We start from the raw sequence: 25002 nt of genomic DNA, 5'->3' as shown, positions 1-25002 counted from the left end.
GCGAGTAACACTCCCACCTATCTGCGGTAGACCTCCAGGGTTAAAAGCTGTGACTGGAGCGTAATTTATGCCTTGTACGTTTGTCAAATCTGCTCTAGCTAATTCTGTGTAACCTTTGGCAAATGCATCATTGACTTCAATAATGCCTTCCATTAATGCAACGTCGGCTTGGGTCAGGTTTGCCACTTTCCCCAAACTGCCGCTAGTAGCTTCAAAGTTATTTGTGACGTTTTTACCTGGCAGCACTACTTTGCTAGCAGGTAAGGTAACACCAGGGCCAACCCGTGAGAGAAAGTTAATTACCGTGTTTTTTTCTACAGTTGCACCGTCTATTTCACAGTTGAAAGCGAGAAACGTCTCTGGAATATCGTTGTTGAACTGAGCATTGGTAATCGGGTCGGTAAAAGGCCCAGTAGAACCTTGAGTACCGATTTTGGCTGCACCTTTGACAATGGCCATGTGTGCCAAAATGACTCGTTGCCCAATTTCTACTCCCGTTCCCGAAGCTGTAATTTTCACTTGGTCTTGGACATTAGAATCTTCTGCAATGCTAATAGGAGCAGTAGTAGCATCTAACTTGGCAAATGGTGCAACATAGACTTTTTCGCCCAAGCTTATATTTGTTGGATTTCTGATTATTGCAGCTGGGTCAATGAAACTAGCTGACTCTGAAGGTGCTGTGCTTGGACATATAGGTAGGTTATTCGCCGTTGGATTACAACCCCCTCCAGTAGCAACGGCGGGTTGTTTATGTATCTGTGTACCTATGAGAAACGCTAGGATAATTGCAACTAAGGCGCTAAAAATTGGGCGAGGTTTGAACATGGAAAGAAAACTCCTCACGGTTTTTGGAATATTTGGCTATGGGAAAATCTGTACTCTTCAAGTAAGAGATATACTCAGGCACTCGCCTACAGTGGGCGAAACGCGATCGCAACCGCAGAAATTACTAAAAAATTACATTGCACCCGTCTTTATTTAGGCTCTTTCTCTGTTTGAGTATGAGAAATGCGGGTTAACCACCCCAATAACCTCCCAATTTGAAGACTACTTGCAAGATAGATGATAATAAGGAGTTCAAAAGTGGAACTGTAACTATCGTTGTTGCCCCAGCAGCCGCCTCATTGTAGACACTTTGCCAAGCTTCTAGCCCGCTAGTAGATTCTCTATGAACTTGTGTACTAATAGCTAACGTTAAGCCAAGCGCAGCTAAACCAACTAGTATTGTCCGACGTTTCAACATTATTTCTTGATACCTAATAGTTCGCCAAGTTTATTGGGTAAGGTAAAGCGAAAAGGTACAAGACCTACTTAAACTTTTCGGTTTACCTAACCTAATAACTTTCAAATTTAATTTAATCAAGTACAAATTGCTACATTTAGCAACTAACAGCTTATTATAGTGTTATTTGCTGTTTTATACTAGAGTTTTAGATATTGAAAAAATTTATGGAAATAATAAAAATAGTATTAAATCTATAATGCAAAACTATATGGAAAACATAATGATTTAATCAAAAAATTCATCTATCTTAAGGAATAAAATTAGATTAATTGCTGCTAGTATACAAAAAACTTGCCTCAGAAGCATCACGCTCCTAAGGCAAACAAAGTCTCTAATTCTTTCTTTACTTCGCGCCTTCTCTGCGAAACGCTACGCGAACGCGGTTGGTTTCTAGTTTCTCTTAAAGTTGCTTCACTTCCGAAACCAACTTCGCCACCATATCCTTAGCGCTACCAAAAAGCATCGTCGTTTTATCCTTGTAGAACAACTCATTATCTACACCAGCAAAACCCGTACTCATTCCGCGCTTAATTACAATCGTCTGCTTCGCCCGATCTACTTCCAAAATCGGCATACCATAAATCGGGCTACTTGTATCACTCCGCGCCGCCGGATTTACCACATCATTTGCCCCAATTACTAAAGCTACATCTGCTTGCTCAAACTGGGGATTAATATCATCCATATCGTACAACTGCGTATAAGGCACATTTGCCTCTGCTAGCAACACATTCATGTGCCCTGGCATTCTCCCAGCAACGGGGTGAATGGCATACTTGACATCAACACCCATTTTTTCTAACTGATCTGACAATTCCCGGACGCTATGTTGCGCTTGGGCAACTGCCATACCATAACCTGGCACAATTACCACAGAACGGGCATAACCCAACATCATTGCCCCTTCTTCAGGATCAATGCTGCGGACACTTTGATCGGTTGCACCACCACTAGCAGCACCACCAGAACTAGAACCTGTACCAAAAGCGCTGAACAGCACACTAAATAAGGAGCGGTTCATCGCTTTACACATAATCTCGGTGAGGATTAAGCCAGATGCTCCTACCAAAGCACCAGCGATGATTAACATATTGTTCATCACCACGAACCCAGCCGCCGCCGCCGCCACACCTGACAAGGAGTTCAACAGCGAGATTACCACTGGCATATCGCCGCCACCAATGGGGATGACGAACATCACGCCCAGCACCAATGAAACGCCAACCACTCCCAAGAATATGGGTAAGCTATCTGGTGTGATGATTAAATACGCACTACCTACTATATAAGCACCCAAAAGCAAGAGGTTAAATGGTTGCTGGAATGGAAATGTAATCGGGGAACCGCTAATTAAACCTTGTAATTTGGCAAAGGCGAGAAAACTACCTGTGAAGGTAACGCCACCGATTAACACGTCCAATAGCATGGAAATGTTCACATCTAGGGGTATTGTCTGAGAACTATCCAATAACCGCCAGAATTCCGCAACGGCTACTAGTGCCGAAGCTGCACCGCCCAAACCGTTGAGTAAACCCACCATTTGGGGCATTTCCGTCATTTGGACTTTGTAGGCAACGATCGCACCAATTCCCGATCCAATCGCCAAGCCCAACAATATCATCTCGTAATTCAACACATGTTGATCGAGCATTGTTGCTACGATCGCCAGTAGCATCCCCACAGCCGCTACAATATTACCGTTTCTCGCTGTAGCGGGCGATCCCAGCTTTTTCAAGCCCAGAATGAATAACGATGCAGCGACTAAGTACGTCAGCTGAATGCCAGTTGGTAAAAAGTCGCTCACGCCTTAATCTCCTTCTTCTTGAACATTTGCAACATTCTGTCTGTCACTAAAAAACCACCCACAACATTGATTGTCGCCAGTATTACAGCAATCAAACCGAGAATTACAGACACACTCGTATCTCTCGCACCAGCAGCAACGATTGCTCCCAGTACCGCAATCCCCGAAATTGCGTTTGAGCCTGACATTAAGGGCGTGTGTAAAGTCGGTGGGATTTTATTGATGACTTCAAAGCCGATAAAAGATGCCAATACAAATACAAACAAAGCAGCAAGTAATGCCTCTGTCATGAAATCAAGACTCCTTGTATAAGTGGGAATGGGGCGATTCAATTTTGGATTTTGGATTGAATTCCAATCTAAAATCTAAAATCTAAAATCTAAAATTCTTACTCTCCATTCCCTAATTAACCGCTGCGGTTGTTGAGTATTCAAAGCCTGTAGCGCATCCCGCACTCGTTGATTGCGAATTTCACCAGCGTGGGTAACGCAAGCTGCATCAACGATGTCGTCGCTAAAGTCCACTTGTAAAGCTTTGTCTTTGATTAGCAGTTGCATCAACGATGTTACGTTCTTGGCATACAATTGGCTGGCGTGAATTGGCATCGATGATGGGAGATTGATGGGGCCAATAATTGTTACGCCGTTCCAGACAATATCTTTACCGGGTTCTGTACAGGCGCAGTTACCACCTTGTTCAGCAGCCAAATCCACAATCACTGAACCTGGTTTCATCTGTGCCACCATTTCTTCTGTAACTAGCCGTGGTGCTTGTCTCCCAGGAACTTGAGCAGTGGTAATCACGACATCAGAATTTTTGATGTGTTCGGCGACAACTTCTTGGGTACGTTGTTTGCTAGCCTCAGAAATTTCCTTGGCGTAACCGCCAGCAGCAACGGTTTCTTCGTCTAATTTGACTTCAACGAATTTTGCCCCTAAGCTTTGCACTTCTTCTTTGACGGCGGGACGGATATCAAAGGCTTCTACCACTGCTCCCAAACGTCTAGCGGTAGCGATCGCTTGCAATCCCGCTACACCAGCGCCCATAATAAATACTTTCGCTGGTGCGATCGTACCTGCGGCTGTGGTTAACATCGGGAAGTATTTCGGTAACGCCGCGGCGGCAATTAATACTGCTTTGTAACCTGCTAATGAAGCTTGCGAGGACAAAGCATCCATACTTTGCGCCCTGGTGGTACGGGGAATCATCTCCATACTCAAAGCTGTGACTTTCCGATTTGCCAATTGCTGCGCTACAACAGGATTTCCCAAAGGATTGAGGAAACTGACTAAAACAGCCCCTTCCTTTAACAAATCAATTTCTGAACGTCCATCTTCTCGTTCTTGCGGTGGACTGACTTTCAGCAGAATATCTGTTTCACCCCATAATTTGGCAGTATCGCTGATTATTATGGCTCCTGCTGCTTCATAGTCAGGATCGCTAAAAAAAGATCGCTCTCCTGCACCTGTTTCTACCCACACTTCCAAACCTTGTTTTACCAATCGGGCAACTGTGTCAGGAATTAATGCCACACGGCGTTCACAAACCTCAATTTCTTTAGCAACTGCTATTCTCATGAAATCTCCTGAAGATAAATACTTAATCTCTGCCAAGTAAGCGATTGTCTAGATGATGCGTGTCCCGCACNNNTAGTACNNNGGCAGGAACATCAGCCATGAATTTTACTTGTAGATTGAACCTTGAATCTTTCCTCTCCCACTCNNNGCTCTCCAGGCAAAGCCTCACTTTGCCGCTCGCAGATGTCATATTTTCAGATAGTTGCAANACAGGGTTACGTATTGCACATCCTAAATTGATTCCCAAATTTTGCATCTTTATCTTTAGCTTGTTTTCGGGATTGAGAAATTTTGGTATTCCTTTCTTATAGAGTAATATTGACCGAATTTTGAAAGCTTGATAATTTCCCAANTCAAATTTTAATGATTACGACTTCGATTCCAATCCAACTTATTTTAATCAATTTAGCCCAACTTAACTGGCGATCGCTGATGACATGGATCAATTTTTATAACAAAATTCTCAAATTTAGATACACTTATACATATTTGGAAACACAATCCAACCCCCAACTGTGTTTATATCTAGTTCCAAATTTGACCAACTTAGTAATCAAATCAGGGCTATATAAGGGTAATGAAGTAAATTTGATATGCGTTTATTTTAACACTAAGTAATTTTACTGTTGCCTAAAATTCAGATATAATGGCACTTTTTTTGAAATTAAACGTCCATTGTCAGGAAGCCAGTAGTAAAGTTTAGTAAAGAATACTAACACACAGTCATTTTTAGATAACAGATTTATATTTTGGTAGAGGAAGCCCAATTATGCGACGTTTACTTTCTGCTTTAGCCGTAACTAGCTTTTTGGTTACTGGATTACCAGCCTTGACTTTGGCGCAAAGCTTACCTGGATTTACGCTGTTTAGCGGCGTCAAACAAGAAAATCAGCTACCCTTCCGGTTAGATTTTGGGGGACAAGCTAATGGTTGGGATCGATACATATTAAAGATTCCAGCTAAAAGAATGAAATTGGCAGTTGGTCAATTTGCCATTACCTACCCTGATTATTACAAAGGAACTTTTGACCAGAAAAAAATTGAAGTCCGAGTCAAAGGCAAAGCAGTTCCGCTTTCTGAGGTGAAGTGGGACAAAGAAGGTAAACTGATTAATATTTTTCCTCAAGAGCCAGTACCAGCAGGTAGTGCAGTCGAGGTAGTGTTATCTAACGTGAAAAACCCATCCTTCGGTGGAGTTTACTATTTTAACTGTCAAGTGCTTTCCCCTGGCGATGTACCACTACTGCGCTACATGGGAACATGGATTTTGAGCATTAGTTAAGAATCGGGAGTAGGGAGTGAGGATATAACCAATCGGCGATTCCCAATTCCCTAACAAAATGATAAAATTAGAGATTGTGAGTTTTTATAAAAATCACCTAAGAGGAGAAGAGTATGAAAAGAACACTGGGCGGTACTAGCCGTAAGAGAAAAAGAACCTCTGGTTTTCGCGCCAGGATGCGGACACCAGACGGCAGAAACGTGATTAGCGCCAGNAAGAAAAAAGGCCGTCACCGTCTGGCTGTTTAGGGCATATCAAGCTAAAAGAGCATCTGTGGCTTTGCCCAAAACAAATCGGCTAAAATCCCGAAAGGATTTCCAGGCAGTTTTCCGAGAAGGAATTCGGCGTCATGGCTCTTATTTAACATTGAGAGCCTTAAAGCCCTTATGTTTAACGAAACCTTCTTTGGACACTGCCACCCAGACTACACAAGCAACTGACTCAAAGCTCCTTGCCAGCACGCGGATTGGTATTTCAATTAGCACAAAAGTCAGCAAAAGGGCAGTAGTTCGCAACCGAATCAAACGGCAAATTACTGCTGCTTTATATAATCTGCTGCCAAAATTATCACCAGGATGGCGGCTAGTATTTATTGTCAAACCCACAGCAGCAGAATCTAAGTGCGTAAGCCCACAATTTCTGCAAGAATTAGAGCAGTTGTTGGCACAAGCTGAGGTGTTCGATGGGAATTCGTGAAGATGTTTATTATGAAGGTGGTCCCCATGTTGGGGATTTAATTGTCAACCTGCTGATTGGGCTAACCATTGTTGGGCTACCATTAGCAGTTGGAGCAATTGTCAGAGCATTGTGGCTGCGTTTCCGCATCACCGATCGCCGAATTACTGTGATTGGAGGTTGGCAGGGGCGCGATCGCACTGACGTGATTTACTCAGAAATTGTCAAAATCGTCAAAGTTCCCCGTGGCATTGGCTTTTGGGGAGATATGGCGATTACCCTAAAAAACGGCAGTCGTCTGGAATTGCGTGCAATTCCCAATTTTCGGGAAGTCTATGACTACATTAACGAAAGAATTGCTGCGAAAAACCCCGAATTTAGCGCCACTGCCAATCAGTGATGGGAGTAGGGGAAGATGAGTGAGATGAAGCAATACTTCGGCTACGCTCATTACAAGTGCCCAATTCCCGATGCTCCATTTGAATGTGCGGCTATCCGTAGCGAGAGATAGTCGCAGACAAATCATGATTTAGATAAATTAGATTCAGTTTACAGTACCTCAGGTTGAATTCAGAATAATGGATTTTGGTATCGGCTTTCTCTCGAACAACGTGATGCTGCCAATCATAGATTTTTTCTATGGTATAGTGCCTAGCTACGGATTAGCGATCGTTGCTTTGACCCTGATAGTCCGCTTCGCGCTCTATCCCCTGAGTGCTGGCTCAATTCGCAATATGCGGAAAATGCGAATTGTACAACCTCTGATGCAGAAGCGGATGGCAGAAATCAAAGAGCGCTATAAGGATGAACCGCAAAAGCAGCAAGAGGAAATGGTCAATGTCCAAAAAGAATTTGGCAACCCCTTGGCAGGCTGTTTTCCATTACTAGTGCAAATGCCAGTTTTGTTAGCGCTGTTTGCCACCTTGCGGGGTTCACCTTTTGCAAGTGCGAACTACAGCGTTAACCTGCAAATTCTTCCCGCAGAACAAATCGAACAAATTCAACCGCAAGCCTTTGCCACTGCTCCGCAAAATATTTACGTTGCAGATGGGGAACACGTTAAAGTAGCTGCCATTCTTCCCAGCGGAAGTAAATTAGCGGTGGGAGAACAAACCAAGATACAGTATCAGACTGTTGAAGGTAAACCATTTCAGGTACTCTTAGCAGAACACCCAGAAAATAAGCTGATTCCTGATTGGAAAATTACCAAGGGTGAAGATAGGATAAAAATTGATGCCGAGGGCAATGTAGAAGCCTTGCAACCAGGAGATGTCACCATTCAAGGAACAATTCCTGGATTAGCAGCAGAAAAAGGCTTTCTATTTATTGATGCTTTAGGCAGGGTTGGCGCACAAGATCCAGATGGCACAATCCACTGGGATATCGTCGCCATGATCGTCTTCTTTGGAATCAGCCTTTATGTTAGCCAAATGCTTTCCGGGCAAAATTCTAGCGGTGGCAATCCGCAGCAGGATACAGTTAACAAAATCACCCCCGTCATCTTTTCTGGGATGTTCTTGTTCTTCCCCCTACCAGCTGGGGTGCTGATGTATATGGTGATTGGTAATATTTTCCAAACCGCCCAAACTTATCTTCTCTCCCGCGAACCTCTACCAGAAGAACTGCAAAAAATCGTAGAAACCCAGGAGAAAGAAGCAGCAGTCACAGAACAAAAAGCATTACCGTTTGAACCAAAAAGTCCTAAGAAAAAGGCAACAGGGGGATCATGAGCGACATTCCGATGCAGCGAGGTCAGCAGTGGTTAAAAACCCTGCTGGAACTCACTGGAATACCTGCTGAGATTCAGGGTCATTTAGAAACTGCCCAATCTCAAGATGGCGATTCTCCAGAACCAGATAACTACTGGTTGACTATTGACCAAACCAATTTGACATCAGAACAAATCCAGGTGTTAATTGGTGCTGATGGTTCTGTGTTAGATGCGATTCAGTATCTAGCAAATTCGGTTCTAAACCTTAGCCAACCCCCGGAAGAACAAGCCTCTTACACCATTGAGTTAAATGGCTACCGGGTCAAAAGAGAAGCCGAAATTCGCGCATTAGCAGAAGCAGCAGCCGATGAAGTGCGCTTTTCTGGTAGAGAAGTGGAAATCAAATCTCTTAGTTCTGCTGAACGGCGTCAAGTTCATACCTTCTTAAAGGAATTTGGAGATTTAGAAACCTTCAGTCGCGGTAAAGAGCCACATCGTCATCTGGTTGTCTGTCCAGCTTCGTTGGAAGGAGTTAGGAGTTAGGAGTTTGGAGTTTGGAGTTATGAGTTTGGAGTTAATTGAAAACTCATAACCATATATAATTTCAAAATTTCTCTTGTTCTTAAGGGATAAAATAAAGATTCAGTATCAGTATAATTGCTGGTGATCGAGATAAATTTTAGTGAGGATATCTCACAAATCCTATGGACGCAATTTATATTCTGCAGCTAACTCAAGCCCCGGAGCGGACAGAGGAAGTTCAGGTTAATGAATTTCTGCCTGGTCTGGAAACTTTGACACCAGTTCGCGGCTACGTGCGCGTACAGCATCATGGTAATTACTTACAAGTATCTAGTCAGGCAGAAGCAATTATTACTTGTACCTGCAACCGCTGTTTGCAGCAATACAATCGCCGTTTAGGGCTTGATACAAAAGAAATCATCTGGTTAGACGAAACTGCAAATCAGGCAAATGACTTGCCCTTAGAAAGGGAAGTAGTCATGGAAGATTTGCTGGAAAGTTTACCGCCTGATGGTTATTTTTATCCAAACGAATGGCTGTATGAGCAGATGTGCTTGGCAGTACCACAACGGCAACTGTGCGATCGCAATTGTCCAGGTATTCCTGTAAGTAATACTGTTGGTAGTTCTGATAGTTCTGATAGTGGTGAAACTCCAGTTGATAACCGTTGGGCTTCTCTAGAAGCACTGAAAAAGCAACTTCCCGGCTAATAGCTTATTACTGATGCCTAAAATTCTGTGATTGCCCGCCCGTGCGTAATTTACCAACCTAGGCATCGCTTTCGGGAATATTAACTCGACAGAGACAGCATGGGTGGCAAATATATGAGGCTTGTAAGATGCAATCAGAAAGTTTATGTCTACTATTGTATCTCGGCTCTACATTACACAAATATTCTGCGATGTAGATGACTTCTGTAAGCAGTGGGAAAACTTATGGCAACAAATACCACTTTTACAAGGCATCACCGGAAAAATTAGGGTGACTGACCATCAATAACATTTAGAAAATCTTCAGCCGTGATAATCGGGCAAGAAAAATTATCTTTTAGACTGAGTAAATCGCGATCGCCCGTCACGAGATAATCAGCCTCACTTACCACAGCCAAAAGTAAAAAAGGCACATCAAACGGATCACGACATTCAGGAATTACAGGCAAACGGTCGGGCATCGCTACAGCTTCACAAAAGAGTATGTAATCCGATAGTAAATCTTCTTGCTCAGTTGGTGTGAGCTTAAACTTTGGATAAGCCAGCACTCGGATTAACTCAGTTGTTGTCGCTTTAGAAACCAGTGGAGTGAAGAGATCGTCCTGCCATGCCAAACGAAGCCTAGATATTCTGCCCCCAAATATCAGCGCCGAGATGATGATATTAGTATCAATTACCACCCGTGGACAAACCATTACGATTGACGCGCCCAAGCCACTGCATCAGCCACATCCTGCTCACTCAGTCCTAAATCCGCCAGCTTAGATCGAACTGCATCAGCCCGCTGAATTTTTACAGGAGTCAGAATAATTTGCCCCCCCTCCACCTTTACCTCAAAATACTCAGCCTCACCGATTTCACGAGTAATACTTTTAGGCAGCGTTAGTTGATTTTTAGAAGTTAACTTGGCGAGCATGACTTGCCTCCTAGCCTTTGCTATCAAATGTAAGGATTCCTTACTTTAGTATATACATTTTACCTTACTAAAGCTAAAACCCAATCACAGAAACAGCTTTTCTGACAAACGTGTAACTACTGACCCAAAGCATTGTAAGTCCGTTGGCGACGCGATGGCGATCGCACTTCATCAATTCCAACTTATCAATTGCGTAGGCGTAGCCCGTCGTAGACATCGCTACAACCCGCATGAACCCGTTGGCTGATACAAACCTGCTTATGGTTGCAGCGCGATAACCACTTGCAGGTATAGTTTGCCCCAATTAATGCAGGTGGCCATAATTAAACATAACAACCTCGCTCCTTTTCAACTCTAAATATTGGACGTAATCTAGCCATGTATTGAATTGGTTTTAGCTCAAACTGAGACAACATTTCACATCCAGTCCAACAGTATCCTTTTGGGCTATTAAGTGCTGAAGTCACAACCCAAAGCACAAAATTAGGATTTTTATTTGCCTGCTCAATTTCGTTAGCAGTAATTATAAAAGCTGGTTCTCCTCCAGAAACACCTTTTACTTCAACATTTTTGACTATGGAATCTTTAGTACAAGTTAAGTCGTAACCTATTTTATCTCTTTCAAAAGATTGGATATCCCAGCCATCATACTGTTTTTGTACAAAATCAATTGCGGCTTTCTCAACTTCTTTATTTTTTTGATAATTGCCAAAACCAGCACCTAGAGAAGTCGTTTCTTGTTTTTGTTCCCCTTCCTTTTGAAGTTGAGCTATACTTGTGGCTTGAATAGTTTCACTTTCATTACTAGAGTCTGAAATGTTTGAAGATTCTGATTCCTCAGAGGTGTTATCAGGTTTTATTTCTTTGATTTCAGATATCTTTCTAGTATTTTGATTATGTAGTAACCTTTCACACACCCTCAAGGCATTAACGGCTTTTGAATATCCGGGCTGAATGTCAAGTGCCTGGTTGTATGCTTCAATAGCATCTTGATAGTTCATCTCATCCTTGTGCTTCTTGCCCTTGTCGCAGAAAATATCAACTAAACGCTTACCATATCCTCTCCTCGAAAGAGGCATCGAATGGTCTTCCCAAGCCGAATCTAAACTTTCACAAAATCTTTCATCAAACTTACATCCTCCCTGCATAAATGTGAAATTAGCTCCCCTGAACTGAGGCATACACCTTAATCTTTCTTGCTCTAAAGGCTGATCAAAGTCAACAACAGAATCTATTTGAACAACTACCATAAAGCTGTTTCCATAGAAGCTATTTAAATAGGCTTCACTTAGATTTTTATATTCATTTTGTTTTTTTAGTTGGTATTCTTTAAGTGCAGGAACAACTTTGCCAGCAGCAAAAAAGCCATGCGGTTTACTGCCTGTTCGTTTAAAATAAGCTTTATCTCCAACTTCAATCTTAGTATTATTTCCGCAACTCCACGTAGTATAATAAAATTCTCCAGCAGTAATTTCTCTCTTTGCATCTTGTATATCATCACGAATGTCAATTTCAGAATTGTCATTGCACAAAAATATTAACGTTTTCATTTTTGATAAATATAATTTTGATGTTGGCTGTTTTCAGCTTGACCTTTCTGTTTTTAGTAAGGCATCAGTAATTACATCACAAATTAATAAAGACTTGATAAACGCCTTTCAGTTTGCAGAAGTTTATAAAAAACGTGGGTGACTCCTGCCACCCATAAACCTACTCTTTGGTTAATCCCTCAAACTGTGCGATCGCATCCGAACGGGTTTCAGCTTCAGCTACACAATAGACCTCTTGCAAAAGTGCTTTTTGCAAGAGGGGGAAAAGGGTAAAGGTTAAAGGGGAAGGGGACAATACAGAACCTTTTCCCCTTCCCCCTTACCCTTTTCCCGACTTATGCAAGAAGTCTAATCAGGCAACTCTGGCACTGATGCGATAAAATGCCCCTCGGATGCCTGTTCAACCAGAACATGAAGAGACAGCCTATTCAAACTTGTGACTCTTTGAAGATTTATAGACAGCGATACTAGATTTACTTTCCCCATAATTATGCCTTAATCAAAACTCAAATACCTGATGCAAATAGGCATTGAGCCGAGATATGAACGAAAAAGGTAATTCAGAAATGTTTACGTCTAAGTGTATTATAAAAATCTTGATTTTCCGTTAGTCCACGGAGGCGGACTTTGTTTGTGTAGCAGTGAATTCTATTCGCCTAATATTTTGCTGAACAATGAGAGAAGAACAAATAACCACACCTAAATATGAACTTCCGTGAAGAGTTTAAACTGCTGCTACGCGCCCGCTACCCCTTGATTTATATTCCCACCTATGAGGAAGAACGGGTAGAAGCAGCTATCCGGGAAGAAGCAACCAACCAGGGTAATCGCCCAGTGTATACTTGGGATTTTGTCGATGGCTACCAAGGAAACCCCAATGATGTTGGGTTTGGGCGACGTAACCCCCTGCAAGCTTTAGAATTTATCGAAAAATTACCAGCTTCCGCACCAGCAGTATTGATTCTACGGGATTATCATCGCTTTTTAGATGATGTTGCGATCGCTCGCAAACTCCGCAACCTGTCGAGACTTCTCAAGTCGCAACCAAAAAATATTGTCCTACTGTCACCACGCATCGCCATCCCTGACGACTTAACGGAAGTGTTGACAGTAGTCGAGTTTCCCTTACCCGCCGCCCCAGAAATTAAAACTGAGGTAGAACGCTTACTCCAAAGCACTGGTAACTCCCTTTCTGGCAAAGTTCTAGATGACTTAGTGCGCTCTTGTCAAGGGCTTTCAATGGAACGAATTCGCCGGGTTTTGGCAAAAGCGATCGCTACTCACGGTGAATTGCGACCAGAAGACGTGGATCTAGTTTTGGAAGAAAAGCGCCAAACTATCCGCCAAACCCAAATCCTGGACTTCTACCCCGCCACTGAGCAAATTTCTGATATAGGCGGACTCGATAACTTGAAAGATTGGCTGATTCGTCGGGGAGGTTCATTTACCGATCGAGCGCGACAGTACGGATTACCGCACCCCCGTGGTTTAATGTTGGTGGGTATTCAGGGAACTGGTAAATCGTTAACGGCAAAAGCGATCGCTCATCACTGGCATTTACCCCTGCTACGTCTGGATGTGGGAAGGTTATTTGGTGGTTTGGTAGGTGAATCAGAATCTCGCACTCGCCAAATGATCCAAGTAGCTGAAGCCCTCGCCCCCTGTATTTTGTGGATTGATGAAATAGATAAAGCCTTTGCCGGACTTGGTAGTAAAGGTGATGCCGGAACAGCTAGCCGTGTGTTTGGTACTTTTATTACCTGGCTAGCCGAAAAAAGCTCACCCGTGTTTGTCGTCGCCACCGCCAACGACATCCAAGCCTTACCGCCAGAAATGCTCCGCAAGGGGCGATTTGATGAAATTTTCTTTGTGGGTTTGCCCACTCAAGAAGAGAGAAAAGCAATTTATGATGTTCATTTATCCCGACTGCGCCCCCATAACTTGAAAAGTTATGACATCGACAGGCTAGCTTATGAAACGCCCGATTTTTCTGGGGCCGAGATTGAGCAAACTTTAATTGAAGCGATGCATATTGGATTTAGCCAAAACCGCGACTTTGCTACCGATGACATTTTAGAAGCAGCCAGTCAGATCATACCTTTAGCACGAACTGCCGTAGAGCAAATTCAGCAACTCCAAGAATGGGCTGCTGCTGGGAGAGCGCGTTTAGCATCTAAACACAGTCCCTTGAGCGAACGCCTCCGGCGCACTACGTGAACCCAAAATAAATGTAGAGACGTAGTACTCCTATGTCTCTACAAAGGTTTTCGATAACGCATATTTAATTTCACCAGATGTCTATTCAGCATAGCTACAATAATCAGTTAGTCAAAAGTCAATAGTTAATGATGAATTATTATGGACTATTGATTCTTATACTGATGGGTTACTTGCTTCTGTACTCGTAACCCTTGAGAGCCAGTTAAACACCACTCTCCTCAATGAGGGAAAATACGCAGATGACTGGCTCACCTAGACCCTTGACTCTTAATAATCAGGTTTTAATTATGTTGTCTGGCTTAACAAAGTTTATACTGGGGTTCTTCTTAGCGATCGCTGTAATAATAGGCGGCGGTGCTGCAATTGCACTCTATTTTATGAATCGTCTGAGCATAGCCCCTGCCAAACCCATTTATTCCAATGATAGTCCTTCGGTGAAAGCCCAAGCTCCTAAAAAAACTGAGCCTGGAGGAGGTAAGCCCACTCTTACATCTGGGACATCTACTGAATCGTCTCCAAGCCCAACCTCTACTCCCACAGAATCACCAAAGGCTACCCTATCATCAAAACCATTACCAGCAGGAGCTTACCAAGGGCGTGTTAGTTGGGCTGAAGGCTTGAGTTTGCGATCGCAACCAAATCAAGAAGCTGAAAAGATTGGTGGAGTTGCTTTTAATCAAAAAATTATTATTTTGTCAGAAAGTGAGGATAAAGCTTGGCAAAAGATCCGTTTGGAAGGTAGCGAACAAGAAGGTTGGGTGAAAGCAGGTAATACTGAAAAAGTTGATGAACAATAGGCATTGGGCATGGGGCATTAGGAGTGCTGAGTGCTGAGTTAAGAGTTAGAAGTTTTGTTTACCCCCTTGTCCTCTTGTCCCTCTATCTCCCTCATCTCCCTCATCTCCCCACTCTCTGCTCCCCAGGACACTTACTTGTAAAGAATCATACGAAAAGTAATTCTTACATATAGCTAAGTGGTATACTTTTTTATAGTCATTAACTTTAAAAAAGCAAGTGAAAACAGGGGTAGCTAGCCATTTAATAAAGCTTGCCTCAGTCTACGAGGCATCCGAAAGCATCAAGGTTGTTCCTATCGTAGTTAATTTTAAATTTTTAAATTGGAAAAAGTTATCGACTGGTGCTGCAATGCGTCTTTTGTCTGTGGCTCTGATTACGGGGCTTCTGAGTATTGCTGGGCAAGCTTTAGCACTCCAGAAAATAGGAAGTAATGGGCCTGAAGTTAGCAGTAGCCAGAGATGTTTAAAAAAGTTAGGCTATTTTAACGGCCCGGTTACAGGTAAGTTTGCTAGTTTGACTCAAAATGCTGTGATCAAATTCCAGCAAGCCAATAGAATATCGGCTGATGGAGTTGTGGGTATTAGTACTCAACGAGCCTTGCAACGAGCGTGTCAAAGTAGAAGTTCTAATAGAAATATCAGTGGCGCAGCGTCGCGATCGCCAGTTGGTCAATATCCTACTCTTTCTCAAGGTCAAACTGGTGCAGCCGTCACAAGATTACAACAGCGTCTACGGCAGTTAGGCTACTTTAATACTAATCCCACGGGGAATTTTGGACGAATTACTAAAGATGCTGTAATTGCATTCCAGCGAAGTTATCGCATAACTGCTAGCGGGATTGTGAATCAACAAACTTGGAACGCACTAATGGGTTCCTCTCCAACTCCAGGAAGATCGGGTCTTTCCACTCAACAAGTCAGAGAACTCCAAGTGCGTTTGCGGCAGCTAGGTTATTTAAATGCTGATGCCACTGGGAATGTTGGCCCAATGACTAGAGAAGCTGTAATTGCATTCCAGCGAAATAATGGACTACCTGTTGATGGCATTGCTAATGCCCAAGTTTTGGACTCAGTGCGTAGAGTCTCTACAGGTGGTATTCAACAACCAGGTAGAAATTATCTAACTGTAGGCGATCGCGGAGAAAATGTCAGAGTAGTTCAAGAGCGTTTGGCGCAGTTGGGTTTCTCTAATGCTAATCCTGATGGACTTTTCAACGATTACACCAGACAATCTGTGGTTGCATTCCAGCAATATTCTCGAATTAATTCCACTGGAAATGTAGATTGGCAAACTTGGGAAGCATTGGGGTTGAATGGTTCAACTCCGGCCAATTATACTGAGAATAATAATTATGTATTAGCTGACACTAACCGCTATGCATTACCTCCTGCCAATGACTATGTAGTACCTGTTACCAATGGCAATACATTAGTTGCTGATAATCCTTACAGAGTAATAATTCCAATTTCCAGTAATGATACTCTGAGTAAAGTGCAACAATATATACCCAACGCTGTTGCGGAGCAATCTGGTCTAGGTGATTATGTGAATGCTGGAGCATTTAGCGATCGCGCCCAAGCAGAAACCCTAACGAAAAAGCTCCGCTCATTAGGTCTAGATGCACGGGTAAAATACAATTGAAGAAGAATACAGAATTCAGAATTCAGAATCAATTAGGAGGGAATTCAGCCCATTTATCCGCCAGTCACAAAGAATTTATTCTGAATTCTGGCTCCTGACTCCTGAATTCTTCCTGTTAAATTGACAAACTCAACTGTGAACCTTCTTGAGTTTTATTGACTTCAATCCTGGCTTGGAAGGCTTCTTTGAGGTGGGGCATGTGGGTGACAGTGAGGATGCAAGCAAAATCGGAGGCGATCGCATTAATTGCGGCAATCAAGCGATCGCATCCTTCGGCATCCTGTGTACCAAAACCCTCATCTACAATCAACAATTGCAACGCCGCCCCCGCCCGTTGCGCTAATAGTTTCGCCAAAGCTAAACGAATTGCAAAGTTAATTCTAAAGGCTTCTCCACCAGAGTAAGTTTCATAAGCTCGTGTTCCTCTAGAATCGGCGATTAAAATATCTAGAGTGTCTATCAACTTGGCATTTTTCTTGGTTGATTTAGCACTGCGCCCAGCTTTTTGAGTAATAAATTGTACATGAAACTGATTTCCACTCAGCCGCGAAAGCAGTTGATTTGTTTCAGCTTCCAGTTGCGGCAACACATTTTCAATCATCAGTGCTTGGATACCATTTTTACCAAAAGCTTGCGCTAATTCCTGATAAACACGATATTCCTGCTTGCAAGATTGTAATTGTTGTTGTTGTTGGTCATACTGAATTTGCAGCGTTTCCAGTTGATGCGCCAGTTGTTCTAAACGCCCCAACTTGGCTATTTGCTCATCGAGTTGCCGTCTACGTATTGCTAACTGCTGCTCTAAAGTTTGAATTTGGGCAGATGGGTTAGCTGTTGCTTGTAGTTGCTGGATAATGCTTTCAATTTGTCCGCCGAGTTTTTGCCGCTCCGTTAATCTGGCGCTTTTAGACTCCTCTAACTCTTGTAACCTCGTCTGGAGTTGCGGATATTGCTGCTGGGCTGATAGCAGTTGTTGATACCGCAAATGCCAAGATTGAGCTTTCTTTGCAGCCATACGCAAATTGTTATGCTGCTCGGAACTGTAGCCAATTTCAGTAATGTGACGCTCAAGAGCCGCGATTTGTTTAGCCCATTCAGAATCAATCTGATCCTGCTGAATTTTGGCTTGTAATTGGGCAATTTGGGATTGTAATTCTGGTTTTCGGGCTAATAATTGCGCTTGTCGCTTAGTTGCATCTTTAATTTGCCCTTGTTTAATTTCTGCCCATCGCCACCGCTCAACTTCGCTCCGGGCGAGGGCGTGGTCTTGTTCATTATAATTAACTTGTTGCAGATATTGGTCTAGTTGCCGGAGTTCGGCTTGTTTATCGGGAGCGTAATCACCAGCTTGGAGCGATCGCTCTAAATGCTGTTTTTCAGCAGCAATTTGTTGTAATTGTTGTTGCACATCAGTTGTCGCTTCTAACTGGGCTGCCAACTGTCCCCGTTGTTCCCGTAAACCATCATAACCTGCCAATTGTTGGGATATATCGCGATATTCCTGCCTAAGTACCTGAATTTCTCGGTCAGATACAGCCATTTGTTCTCGCACTACCCAAAACTGCCCTTGAGTATCCTCTAACTCACTTTGGGTTTTTTCCACCACCCGACTCCAGTGATGTTCATCCAGTGGACGCTCACATAATGGACAAAGTGCTTCAGGATTTTGGAGCATTTGTAATTTCTGCTCTAATTCTCCCAGCAGTTTTTCATAATCCCGTTGATGAGCTTGCAGACGTTCGATAAAGTGCCGCCTTTCTTGCCCCTTTTCTTGGACTCGTTGCAGATAAACCCGCTTTTTCTCCAGTTCCTCAATCTGGATTGCCACATCCATCACCGCTTGTTGCAGTTGTGGTTGGCGGCCATGCTGGCGTTGCAATTGGTTCTCAGTACTTTGGAGTTGTTCGAGTCGCGCTACTAAACCAGCATGAGTGCGATCGAGTTGGCTTTGTAAAGTTGCTCGTTGTTGCAACAAGGGAGTCACTTGCATTTGCAGTTGATCTAGACGAGCAACATGGTGACGGGCTGCGGTTAGTTGTGACAAAGCGGCTTCTACTTCACCCGATTTAGTCAGAGTTTGCTGAATGTCTCGCTCTTGTTGCTGTAAAGCTTCTAGCTGCGCTTGGGCTTGTTGCAGTTGCCGTTCAATTTCGTGAATTTGTTTGGTAAGCTGTTGTTGCTTTTGTTGACGATTCTGTTGGGCGCGGGTGTGTTCTTCAAATTTGACAGCAAAAGCTTCTTCTTGAGATTGTAAACTTTGATATTGGGCATATCCAGCTTTAATCTCGGCTTCTTGATGTAATATTTTTTCTAAATCTGATAGCTGAGAGCCAATAGCTGATTGTTCTTGTTGGAGGCGATCGCAATCTTGGGTAAGATTTTGGTATTGCTGCTTTACAAAATTTAGTTGTTGTTCCCAATTTTGGCGCTGATGCTGGACAACTTGCAAACTTTGTAATTGAATATTATCAAAAGCTTGTACCTGTTGCAGTTGATTGAGTTCGGCTTCTAACTCCACTCTTTGCGCTTGGGTGATCTCGCGTTGTTGCAGCTGAATTTTTATCGACTCCAAAGAACGCTCTAACTCTACTGCCCTTGCTTTAAACTGACGAGAAGATTCCTTTGCCCGTTCTTCCAAGTCATCATACTGATTGAGTTTCAACAACTCCGCTAAAATTTCTTTGCGTTCTGTGGGACGCTTGAGCATGAATTCATCTGCACGACCTTGACGTAAGTAGGCAGAATTAATAAATGTATCGTAATCAAGCTTGATGTGTTCTAAAATCAAATCTTGGGTTGCTCTTACCCCTTTGCTGGTGAGTGAGCGAAACCCAGATGGTATTTCTATTTGAAATTCAAGGACGCTAGTACCTCCCCGAATTCGGGTGCGAATCACCCGATATTTTTGCTGGTTACTTTGGAAAGTAAAATCAACCCGAACTTCTTTTGCACCAGAATAGATGACATCATCTTCAACAGTGGCACGGCTTTCACCCCAAATCGCCCAAGTGATTGCTTCTAAAAGAGAAGATTTACCCGCACCATTGGAACCACAAATACAAGCCGTATGCAAACCGCCAAAATCTAAAGTTGCATCACGGTAACTAAGAAAGTTTTTGAGGATAAGTTGTACTGGGATCATTCACGCTATAGCGCCACATCTACTTTTAATAATTAACAGTACAGATGCACTGTTTGTTAGTTTAGCTATCTAGATATCAGGTTTCTAGTCTTGAAGACATCAATTTTACAAAAATTAACAATATAATGAGTCAATTTTTCTTGTTCCATAAAGAACTTTTGCTATCTTCGGAGAAAAATGAAACTCATCTGGAGGCTTTTAGTTATTTCTTTGTGTTAACTCAAAAGAAAACATTCTTATTTGATTTGTGAGAGTTGAAAGTTACAGATCCCTGACTTTTCAAAGAAGTCGGGGATCTTGTCTCTTATGAATTATTTAGGATTGCTATAGTCGCAAGAGAGAATTTGTCATTGGCTAATTGCTATCGCTTGATCTTGACCGAGGTATCAACAATCCAATATATGTACCGACAGCAAATTTGGTTAAATATAGAAATTGAGGGCGACTCTTCTCGTCAATAACTGCAAGAGTGAGAGAACCAATCACCATAATCAGTGTTACAACAGCCAGCACTTCATCTCTTGAAGGAAATTTCTTGGATAACATTGACTCACTCCCAAATCATTTGAATCACTACATCCATACTTTGACAGGTGAGTGTTTGTTCTAGATTTAAATACAGGTTTGTGATATTAGTGAGTTGTGTATGCGATGAGGATGAATCGCCAAATAGGCAGTTAGAATCAGCAAAAGTCTAGTGGTTAGCTTATGTGCGGGCGATCGCTAAGTTCGCTACGAGCTAGTGGATTAGCCACTGCTTTACAAGTGGTACTCAAACCAAAGCTGCTGCTGGTAGGCAAAAAGCTATTGATACATGGCTTAATGATTTCTATCTTTCCCCAAATCCATCTGTTTTTGCTACACTCTCTACCGAACTGATAATGGACTTTTTGAAGATGTTAGAACTGCAAGAATTTTTACTATCTCTTAACTTTTCAAAAATTTTATTCAAAAGTGACATGAATAGAAAATTTTGCAACCCAATTAAATTTTTTATTTCTACCACAGTATTGACTTTAACAACGATAGGAATTAACTCTGCATATGCAGCCCTAATAGGCAATCCTATTAAACTATCAGAAGGGACAGGTTCATATCCTGTTGATCCATACTTAGCTTACAACAGTATCGATCAAGAGTATATAGCTGTATGGACTCAGCTACGGTCTTCCCAACTAGGTTTGGTATCACAGAGATTCTCCACTACAGGTTCTTTAATTGAGGGAAACGTCAACTTATCTCGTCGATATTTAGGTAGTCAATTTCAGCCAGTTATTGCTTATAACAGTACTGATAATCAATACTTAGTGAGTTTTCAAGTTCAAGGAGACCCAATTTTCCCTTATAACAACTCTGTAGGTCAACTACTAACAGCAGACAGCAAGTTCATTGGAGACAATTTTTTAATCAGTAGTGCAGGGCAAGAAATTAGTCTACTTTATAATCCTGAAGTTAACCAATACTTCCAGACAGCTAGAGCCTCCGACGACTTCGACCCAAGTACAGGCTTCGGCAACAAAATCTTGGGGCAGCGAATTAAATCGGATGGAACCTTAATTAATTCTAATATTCCTCTTGATACTTCTGGTGATAGCGCTCCCAATGGACAGGTTGCATTGGACAGTGTTAATAACCAATACTTAGCAACCTGGCGCGAGCAAGGAAGTTCTCCCAACTATACAGTACAAGGTCGTTTTATTAATGCAGACGGTGGACTAATAAGCGAACAACTTGAAATTGTACCGCCACCAGATTTTAAATCTGGTATGACGCCTCTAAGTCCTATCAGAACAATTTTTAACCCTATTAGTAAACAATTCCTCGTTATTTATAAGAACTTTGAAGATCAACAAATCCGTGGTCGCTTTCTTGATAAGAGTGGGACAACAATCGGCAGTGAGATTATTGTCAGTAGCAATTTATCTTTTGATTTTTTGTCTGTTGCTTTTAATGAAAAATTACAAACTTATCTACTTGCATGGAAAAACGAATCTGGCTTAATTGGGCAGTTTATTGGTACATCAGGCAATCTAATCAGCGATCCCTTCACCATTGCTTCAGAAGGAAATCAAATCTACGATTTTTCAATTGTTCCTAATAATGATTCAGCAGAATTTGTAATAGCTTGGCAGACACAAGGTAGCCAAAAAGGTCAAGCAGGTATCTTCGCTCAACGTATTAATACATCTTCTTCCTCCATTCCTGAACCGTCTACTATCCTTGGTATAAGTATAATCCTTGCAGCTCTACCAGGGTTGAAAAAGAAGTATGCTATGAGAAACAAGAAGGCTTTGGCAAAAGTTTGATAATCTGAAGTGCCTATATAGCGTTTTCTAAGCAACTGAGGTACACCCAAATCTTTGTTACCAAAGTTAGTAGCTTTGAAAAAGTACCTCACCAGTCCGGAAACTGCTATATCTTATTTAAATAGCGATTGTTATGTCAGCCATGAAATTCGACAGCAAATAGAAGATACTTTGTTATTAACGATCGCAGAGATTAAAAAGCGCCAGCAGCAATCTTAAATACCTACATAACGGATAGTAAATCATTCGTTAAGAAAACGAAAATATTTCCCAAATCCTAGCAAATCAATCTAGAATGAAAGTAAGAGTTCGCAGTCAGCCAATTCGCCTCTATTCAATGGCTTAGATATGTGGACATGAGTAGTAAAACAGTATTTTGGAACAAAATGATACTCATTTACGTCTTATAGGTGTCTCGCCTCTAATTTGGAGTGACGCACATTAGGAGGATAAAAATTCTGAAGAGTGATTGCGATCGCAAAGACTTCCCATCATAATAAGTACTTTTATCTTCGGAATACTTCTATAGACAGGTTCAAAAACAGTCAGAAACAAACTCAGTGAATCCTCGTCATTACATACATCACATACACAAAGGATAACCTTCTTATGACACGCCTATATCAATGGAAATCTGGAACTGCTGCACTTATGGCAATAGCAGTTACTACAAGCGTCATTAGCCCCCTATTCAGCTTGGCTCCTGCTAATGCTCAATACAACATTGGGCAAAACAGAAATGGACAATACGGAAACGTTACCATTCCTTCTGGAGTTGCTCTTCCTGTCACCTACGAAAAAGAGACAATTACTATTGCTCCTGGAGAAAGTAAATCTCTAACCTTGAGAATAGCGAACGACATTATCGACAGAAATAGAAACGTCTTAATTCCTGCTGGTACTAAAGTAAATGGACGGCTAGAATCTGTTGAGTTAGATAGTTATTCCAGAGATACAAGAGATGATGATAACCAAGGAAAAGGTGTGCGGTTTGTCGCTCAAGAATTAGAATTTTCTAACGGTCAGCGTCAGTCGATTAATGCAACTTCTCGGACATACACCACAACTGAAAGAGTTTCACAGAAGCCCAACACAACTCAGGTTTTAACTGACGCAGCTATTGGTGGGGGTGCTGGTCTTTTAGGTTCATTAATTACTGGTAATCGCAGAATTGACGATTTAAAACCTGTTATTGGTGCGGCTGCGGGTGCGGGTGCTAGCGTGCTGTTACGGAAAAAAGAAGGAAATGCCTTTGTACTCAGACCTGCACAGGATTTAAAGCTCACTCTGAATTCTAACTTGAATTTAGTACCACAATCCCGCTACTAAATTTAACTTCATTCAAGTTGTGAACTTAATCATTCCTTATATGCGATCGCCACTTTAACTAGAGTGTGCGATCGCCTTTATTTTTAACCCTAAAAACTTCTATTGAACAGCAACTATTCCACCTCTATATCGTCTTAATCAGTATCGATATTTATTGTAATACTTATTTAAAAGTTGGCTTTATTGTATTCTGTATCCAAAAGAGTATTCAAAATGATGGAATATCCTGATACTTTTGTTAAGTAGTAGCGATCGAGGAGCTTTTTCTTGTGGTAATTCAAGGTTTAAATTTAAGCACATATCTTGCAATTCCCGTAGTATTAAGTCTTTTGGTTCCGGGAGACAATATAAAAGTATCTTTAGTTGAAAACGCCCGTCAGGTATCCACTAACAAGGAAATGAGTCTATCTAGCCGTGAGCTAATCAGCGCGAATTCAACACCGAAAACATACTATGTTAGTGGTAATGGAAACGACAATGATAGCGGACTTTCTACTTCATCTGCCTTTAAAACAATTCAAAAGGCAGCAGACCTTACCAACCCTGGCGATACAGTATTGATAATGAATGGAGTATACACAAATACAGGCAAAGCTGGGAGTGTAGTAAGTATTAAACGTTCTGGAACTGCAAATGCATGGATTAGGTATAAAGCATATCCTGGGCATTTACCAAAAATTCAGCACAATACATGGAATGGTATAACGATTTCAAATAAAGCTTCATATATCGAGATCAACGGGCTGGAGGTTATGGGAAACAATGCCAATATCACCCTTGATTATGCGATGAAAGAGAAGACTAACAAAGTAAACCCACTGACAAATGGAAACTGTATAAGCGTTGATGGACGAACTAATGGTCATGTTCATCACATCCGTATTCTGAACAACAAAGTGCATGACTGTGGAGGAGCAGGTATTTCAGCGATTCAAGCAGACTATGTGACAATAGATAATAATGTAGTATTTAATAATGCCTGGTACAGTGTTTATGGTTGCAGTGGCATTTCAATGTTGAATAATTGGAATTCTGACAACAACCAGGGATACAAGATGTTTGTTACCAACAACAAGACCTACAACAATCGTATGTACATCCCTTGGATTGCAGTTGGAAAGATCACAGACGGTAATGGCATTATTATCGATAGTACAAGAAATCAAGACACCTCAAAATTGGGTGCATATAAAGGACGTACTTTAGTTAAAAACAATCTTGCATTTAATAATGGTGGATCGGGTATTCATGCCTTTTTTAGCGACCATGTTGATATTGTAAATAACACAGCTTTTTTAAATAATCAGAGTCCAGAACTTAATGGTGGGCAAATATTTGCTCATACCTCATCTGATGTCAAAATTCTCAGGAACCTTCTCTATGCTTTTCCTGGAAAAAACATTAATAACAATACTAAAAACAAAAACGTTGTTTATGATTATAATATCTATCTCAATAGCTCTAAAATAAGTGCTAAGGGCCCTCACGATATTGTTGCAGACTCAGAGTTTTTAAGTAAGCATCCCACTCTCGA

The 25002-nt window shown here is 41.9% G+C and carries 25 protein-coding genes and 2 pseudogenes; 16 read left to right on the top strand and 11 right to left on the bottom strand.

The genetic code is table 11. The annotated features are described in order from the left end of the window. Positions 1-823: 823 nt before the first annotated feature. Positions 824-982, top strand: a complete 159-nt coding sequence (locus QUD05_RS22865; protein ID WP_289798084.1) for a hypothetical protein — start codon at positions 824-826, stop codon at positions 980-982. 33 nt (positions 983-1015) lie between these two features. On the opposite strand, the gene QUD05_RS22860 is transcribed toward QUD05_RS22865, so the two are convergent. The 4 genes from QUD05_RS22860 to QUD05_RS22845 form a co-directional block, all read right to left on the bottom strand. Then, a complete protein-coding gene (locus QUD05_RS22860; RefSeq protein WP_289798082.1) occupies positions 1016-1243 on the bottom strand; it encodes a hypothetical protein in 228 nt (75 codons plus the stop codon). A 442-nt stretch (positions 1244-1685) separates the two neighbouring features. Then, the gene (locus QUD05_RS22855; RefSeq protein ID WP_289798081.1) at positions 1686-3089 is read right to left on the bottom strand and encodes an NAD(P)(+) transhydrogenase (Re/Si-specific) subunit beta; all 1404 of its coding nucleotides are present in this window, start codon (positions 3087-3089) and stop codon (positions 1686-1688) included. Next, the gene (locus QUD05_RS22850; protein WP_190889745.1) at positions 3086-3379 is read right to left on the bottom strand and encodes an NAD(P) transhydrogenase subunit alpha part 2; all 294 of its coding nucleotides are present in this window, start codon (positions 3377-3379) and stop codon (positions 3086-3088) included. Before QUD05_RS22850 ends, QUD05_RS22855 begins: the two co-directional genes overlap by 4 nt. A 75-nt stretch (positions 3380-3454) precedes the next feature. Beyond that, a complete protein-coding gene (locus tag QUD05_RS22845) occupies positions 3455-4666 on the bottom strand; it encodes a Re/Si-specific NAD(P)(+) transhydrogenase subunit alpha (protein ID WP_289798080.1) in 1212 nt (403 codons plus the stop codon). Between the two features lie 769 nt (positions 4667-5435). Between QUD05_RS22845 and QUD05_RS22840 the strand changes: the two genes are divergently transcribed. The 8 genes and pseudogenes from QUD05_RS22840 to QUD05_RS22805 form a co-directional block, all read left to right on the top strand. After that, entirely contained in the window at positions 5436-5948 is a 513-nt protein-coding gene (locus QUD05_RS22840) for a DUF2808 domain-containing protein (protein WP_289798079.1), read from the top strand. Between the two features lie 113 nt (positions 5949-6061). Beyond that, entirely contained in the window at positions 6062-6196 is a 135-nt protein-coding gene (rpmH, locus tag QUD05_RS22835; RefSeq protein ID WP_289798078.1) for a 50S ribosomal protein L34, read from the top strand. A 25-nt stretch (positions 6197-6221) separates the two neighbouring features. Further along, positions 6222-6644: a ribonuclease P protein component gene (gene rnpA / locus QUD05_RS22830; protein WP_289798077.1), complete on the top strand. Its 423-nt coding sequence runs from the start codon at positions 6222-6224 to the stop codon at positions 6642-6644. Further along, positions 6631-7023 (top strand): PH domain-containing protein, encoded by a 393-nt coding sequence (locus tag QUD05_RS22825; protein WP_289798076.1) that lies wholly within the window; start codon positions 6631-6633, stop codon positions 7021-7023. Before rnpA ends, QUD05_RS22825 begins: the two co-directional genes overlap by 14 nt. 178 nt (positions 7024-7201) lie before the next feature. Continuing rightward, on the top strand, positions 7202-8353 hold the full coding sequence (gene yidC / locus QUD05_RS22820) for a membrane protein insertase YidC (protein ID WP_289798075.1): 1152 nt from the start codon (positions 7202-7204) through the stop codon (positions 8351-8353). After that, the gene (locus tag QUD05_RS22815; protein WP_289798073.1) at positions 8350-8877 is read left to right on the top strand and encodes a Jag family protein; all 528 of its coding nucleotides are present in this window, start codon (positions 8350-8352) and stop codon (positions 8875-8877) included. Before yidC ends, QUD05_RS22815 begins: the two co-directional genes overlap by 4 nt. 161 nt (positions 8878-9038) lie before the next feature. Further along, entirely contained in the window at positions 9039-9566 is a 528-nt protein-coding gene (locus tag QUD05_RS22810; RefSeq protein WP_289798072.1) for a YceD family protein, read from the top strand. A gap of 145 nt (positions 9567-9711) precedes the next feature. Beyond that, positions 9712-9843: pseudogene (locus QUD05_RS22805) on the top strand (IS982 family transposase); the annotation flags it as partial. Here QUD05_RS22805 and QUD05_RS22800 read toward each other — a convergent pair. The 5 genes from QUD05_RS22800 to QUD05_RS22780 form a co-directional block, all read right to left on the bottom strand. Next, positions 9833-10261 carry a putative toxin-antitoxin system toxin component, PIN family gene (locus QUD05_RS22800; protein WP_289798070.1) on the bottom strand — a complete coding sequence of 143 codons (429 nt, stop codon included), beginning with the start codon at positions 10259-10261 and terminating at the stop codon, positions 9833-9835. The pseudogene QUD05_RS22805 and the gene QUD05_RS22800 overlap by 11 nt on opposite strands. Continuing rightward, positions 10261-10482 (bottom strand): AbrB/MazE/SpoVT family DNA-binding domain-containing protein, encoded by a 222-nt coding sequence (locus tag QUD05_RS22795; RefSeq protein ID WP_029637898.1) that lies wholly within the window; start codon positions 10480-10482, stop codon positions 10261-10263. The genes QUD05_RS22800 and QUD05_RS22795 overlap by 1 nt, the downstream gene beginning before the upstream one ends. Before the next feature lie 73 nt (positions 10483-10555). Next, the gene (locus QUD05_RS22790; protein ID WP_289798069.1) at positions 10556-10786 is read right to left on the bottom strand and encodes a hypothetical protein; all 231 of its coding nucleotides are present in this window, start codon (positions 10784-10786) and stop codon (positions 10556-10558) included. Positions 10787-10805: 19 nt separating this feature from the next. Continuing rightward, positions 10806-12032 carry a protein NO VEIN domain-containing protein gene (locus QUD05_RS22785; RefSeq protein WP_289798068.1) on the bottom strand — a complete coding sequence of 409 codons (1227 nt, stop codon included), beginning with the start codon at positions 12030-12032 and terminating at the stop codon, positions 10806-10808. 160 nt (positions 12033-12192) lie between these two features. After that, on the bottom strand, positions 12193-12327 hold the full coding sequence (locus QUD05_RS22780; protein ID WP_289798067.1) for a hypothetical protein: 135 nt from the start codon (positions 12325-12327) through the stop codon (positions 12193-12195). 410 nt (positions 12328-12737) lie between these two features. Here QUD05_RS22780 and QUD05_RS22775 point away from each other — a divergent pair, with 410 nt between their 5' ends. The 3 genes from QUD05_RS22775 to QUD05_RS22765 all read left to right on the top strand — a co-directional run bounded on the left by QUD05_RS22775 (position 12738) and on the right by QUD05_RS22765 (position 16691). Further along, a complete protein-coding gene (locus QUD05_RS22775) occupies positions 12738-14249 on the top strand; it encodes a Ycf46 family AAA ATPase (RefSeq protein ID WP_289798066.1) in 1512 nt (503 codons plus the stop codon). 290 nt (positions 14250-14539) lie between these two features. After that, positions 14540-15049, top strand: a complete 510-nt coding sequence (locus tag QUD05_RS22770) for an SH3 domain-containing protein (RefSeq protein ID WP_289800054.1) — start codon at positions 14540-14542, stop codon at positions 15047-15049. A 217-nt stretch (positions 15050-15266) separates the two neighbouring features. Further along, complete coding sequence (locus tag QUD05_RS22765; RefSeq protein ID WP_289798065.1) at positions 15267-16691, top strand: peptidoglycan-binding protein; 1425 nt, start codon at positions 15267-15269, stop codon at positions 16689-16691. A gap of 115 nt (positions 16692-16806) precedes the next feature. On the opposite strand, the gene sbcC is transcribed toward QUD05_RS22765, so the two are convergent. Together sbcC and QUD05_RS22755 are read right to left on the bottom strand one after the other, a co-directional pair. After that, positions 16807-19833, bottom strand: a complete 3027-nt coding sequence (gene sbcC, locus QUD05_RS22760) for an exonuclease subunit SbcC (protein ID WP_289798064.1) — start codon at positions 19831-19833, stop codon at positions 16807-16809. Positions 19834-20187: 354 nt separating this feature from the next. Further along, a complete protein-coding gene (locus QUD05_RS22755) occupies positions 20188-20379 on the bottom strand; it encodes a hypothetical protein (protein ID WP_289798063.1) in 192 nt (63 codons plus the stop codon). A 413-nt stretch (positions 20380-20792) separates the two neighbouring features. On the opposite strand from QUD05_RS22755, the gene QUD05_RS22750 reads away from it, so the two are divergent. The 4 genes and pseudogenes from QUD05_RS22750 to QUD05_RS34495 all read left to right on the top strand — a co-directional run. After that, positions 20793-22139 carry a hypothetical protein gene (locus QUD05_RS22750; protein ID WP_289798061.1) on the top strand — a complete coding sequence of 449 codons (1347 nt, stop codon included), beginning with the start codon at positions 20793-20795 and terminating at the stop codon, positions 22137-22139. Positions 22140-22193: 54 nt separating this feature from the next. Further along, the gene (locus tag QUD05_RS22745) at positions 22194-22358 is read left to right on the top strand and encodes an NACHT C-terminal helical domain 2-containing protein (RefSeq protein WP_289798060.1); all 165 of its coding nucleotides are present in this window, start codon (positions 22194-22196) and stop codon (positions 22356-22358) included. A 390-nt stretch (positions 22359-22748) separates the two neighbouring features. Further along, positions 22749-23468, top strand: a complete 720-nt coding sequence (locus QUD05_RS22740) for a conjugal transfer protein TrbI (RefSeq protein WP_289798058.1) — start codon at positions 22749-22751, stop codon at positions 23466-23468. A gap of 398 nt (positions 23469-23866) precedes the next feature. After that, positions 23867-24763 (top strand): annotated as a pseudogene (locus QUD05_RS34495) (right-handed parallel beta-helix repeat-containing protein); the annotation flags it as partial. Between the last annotated feature and the right edge of the window lie 239 nt (positions 24764-25002).

This window comes from Nostoc sp. GT001 (assembly GCF_030382115.1).
Classification (GTDB): Bacteria; Cyanobacteriota; Cyanobacteriia; order Cyanobacteriales; family Nostocaceae; genus Nostoc.
Note: the sequence above shows the minus strand (reverse complement) of the source record. Positions and strands in the feature narration are given on the sequence as shown.

Excerpts from the sequence above, each read along its gene's own strand:
- yidC (WP_289798075.1), top strand. The coding sequence starts at position 7,202 with ATGGATTTTGGTATCGGCTTTCTCTCGAACAACGTGATGCTGCCAATC.
- QUD05_RS22850 (WP_190889745.1), bottom strand. The coding sequence starts at position 3,379 with ATGACAGAGGCATTACTTGCTGCTTTGTTTGTATTTGTATTGGCATCT.
- QUD05_RS22810 (WP_289798072.1), top strand. The coding sequence starts at position 9,039 with ATGGACGCAATTTATATTCTGCAGCTAACTCAAGCCCCGGAGCGGACA.
- QUD05_RS22800 (WP_289798070.1), bottom strand. The coding sequence starts at position 10,261 with ATGGTTTGTCCACGGGTGGTAATTGATACTAATATCATCATCTCGGCG.
- QUD05_RS22785 (WP_289798068.1), bottom strand. The coding sequence starts at position 12,032 with ATGAAAACGTTAATATTTTTGTGCAATGACAATTCTGAAATTGACATT.
- QUD05_RS22740 (WP_289798058.1), top strand. The coding sequence starts at position 22,749 with ATGACACGCCTATATCAATGGAAATCTGGAACTGCTGCACTTATGGCA.
- QUD05_RS22770 (WP_289800054.1), top strand. The coding sequence starts at position 14,540 with ATGTTGTCTGGCTTAACAAAGTTTATACTGGGGTTCTTCTTAGCGATC.
- QUD05_RS22795 (WP_029637898.1), bottom strand. The coding sequence starts at position 10,482 with ATGCTCGCCAAGTTAACTTCTAAAAATCAACTAACGCTGCCTAAAAGT.
- QUD05_RS22845 (WP_289798080.1), bottom strand. The coding sequence starts at position 4,666 with ATGAGAATAGCAGTTGCTAAAGAAATTGAGGTTTGTGAACGCCGTGTG.
- QUD05_RS22825 (WP_289798076.1), top strand. The coding sequence starts at position 6,631 with ATGGGAATTCGTGAAGATGTTTATTATGAAGGTGGTCCCCATGTTGGG.
- QUD05_RS22840 (WP_289798079.1), top strand. The coding sequence starts at position 5,436 with ATGCGACGTTTACTTTCTGCTTTAGCCGTAACTAGCTTTTTGGTTACT.
- QUD05_RS22775 (WP_289798066.1), top strand. The coding sequence starts at position 12,738 with ATGAACTTCCGTGAAGAGTTTAAACTGCTGCTACGCGCCCGCTACCCC.
- QUD05_RS22815 (WP_289798073.1), top strand. The coding sequence starts at position 8,350 with ATGAGCGACATTCCGATGCAGCGAGGTCAGCAGTGGTTAAAAACCCTG.
- QUD05_RS22750 (WP_289798061.1), top strand. The coding sequence starts at position 20,793 with ATGAATAGAAAATTTTGCAACCCAATTAAATTTTTTATTTCTACCACA.
- QUD05_RS22860 (WP_289798082.1), bottom strand. The coding sequence starts at position 1,243 with ATGTTGAAACGTCGGACAATACTAGTTGGTTTAGCTGCGCTTGGCTTA.
- QUD05_RS22755 (WP_289798063.1), bottom strand. The coding sequence starts at position 20,379 with ATGTTATCCAAGAAATTTCCTTCAAGAGATGAAGTGCTGGCTGTTGTA.
- sbcC (WP_289798064.1), bottom strand. The coding sequence starts at position 19,833 with ATGATCCCAGTACAACTTATCCTCAAAAACTTTCTTAGTTACCGTGAT.
- QUD05_RS22865 (WP_289798084.1), top strand. The coding sequence starts at position 824 with ATGGAAAGAAAACTCCTCACGGTTTTTGGAATATTTGGCTATGGGAAA.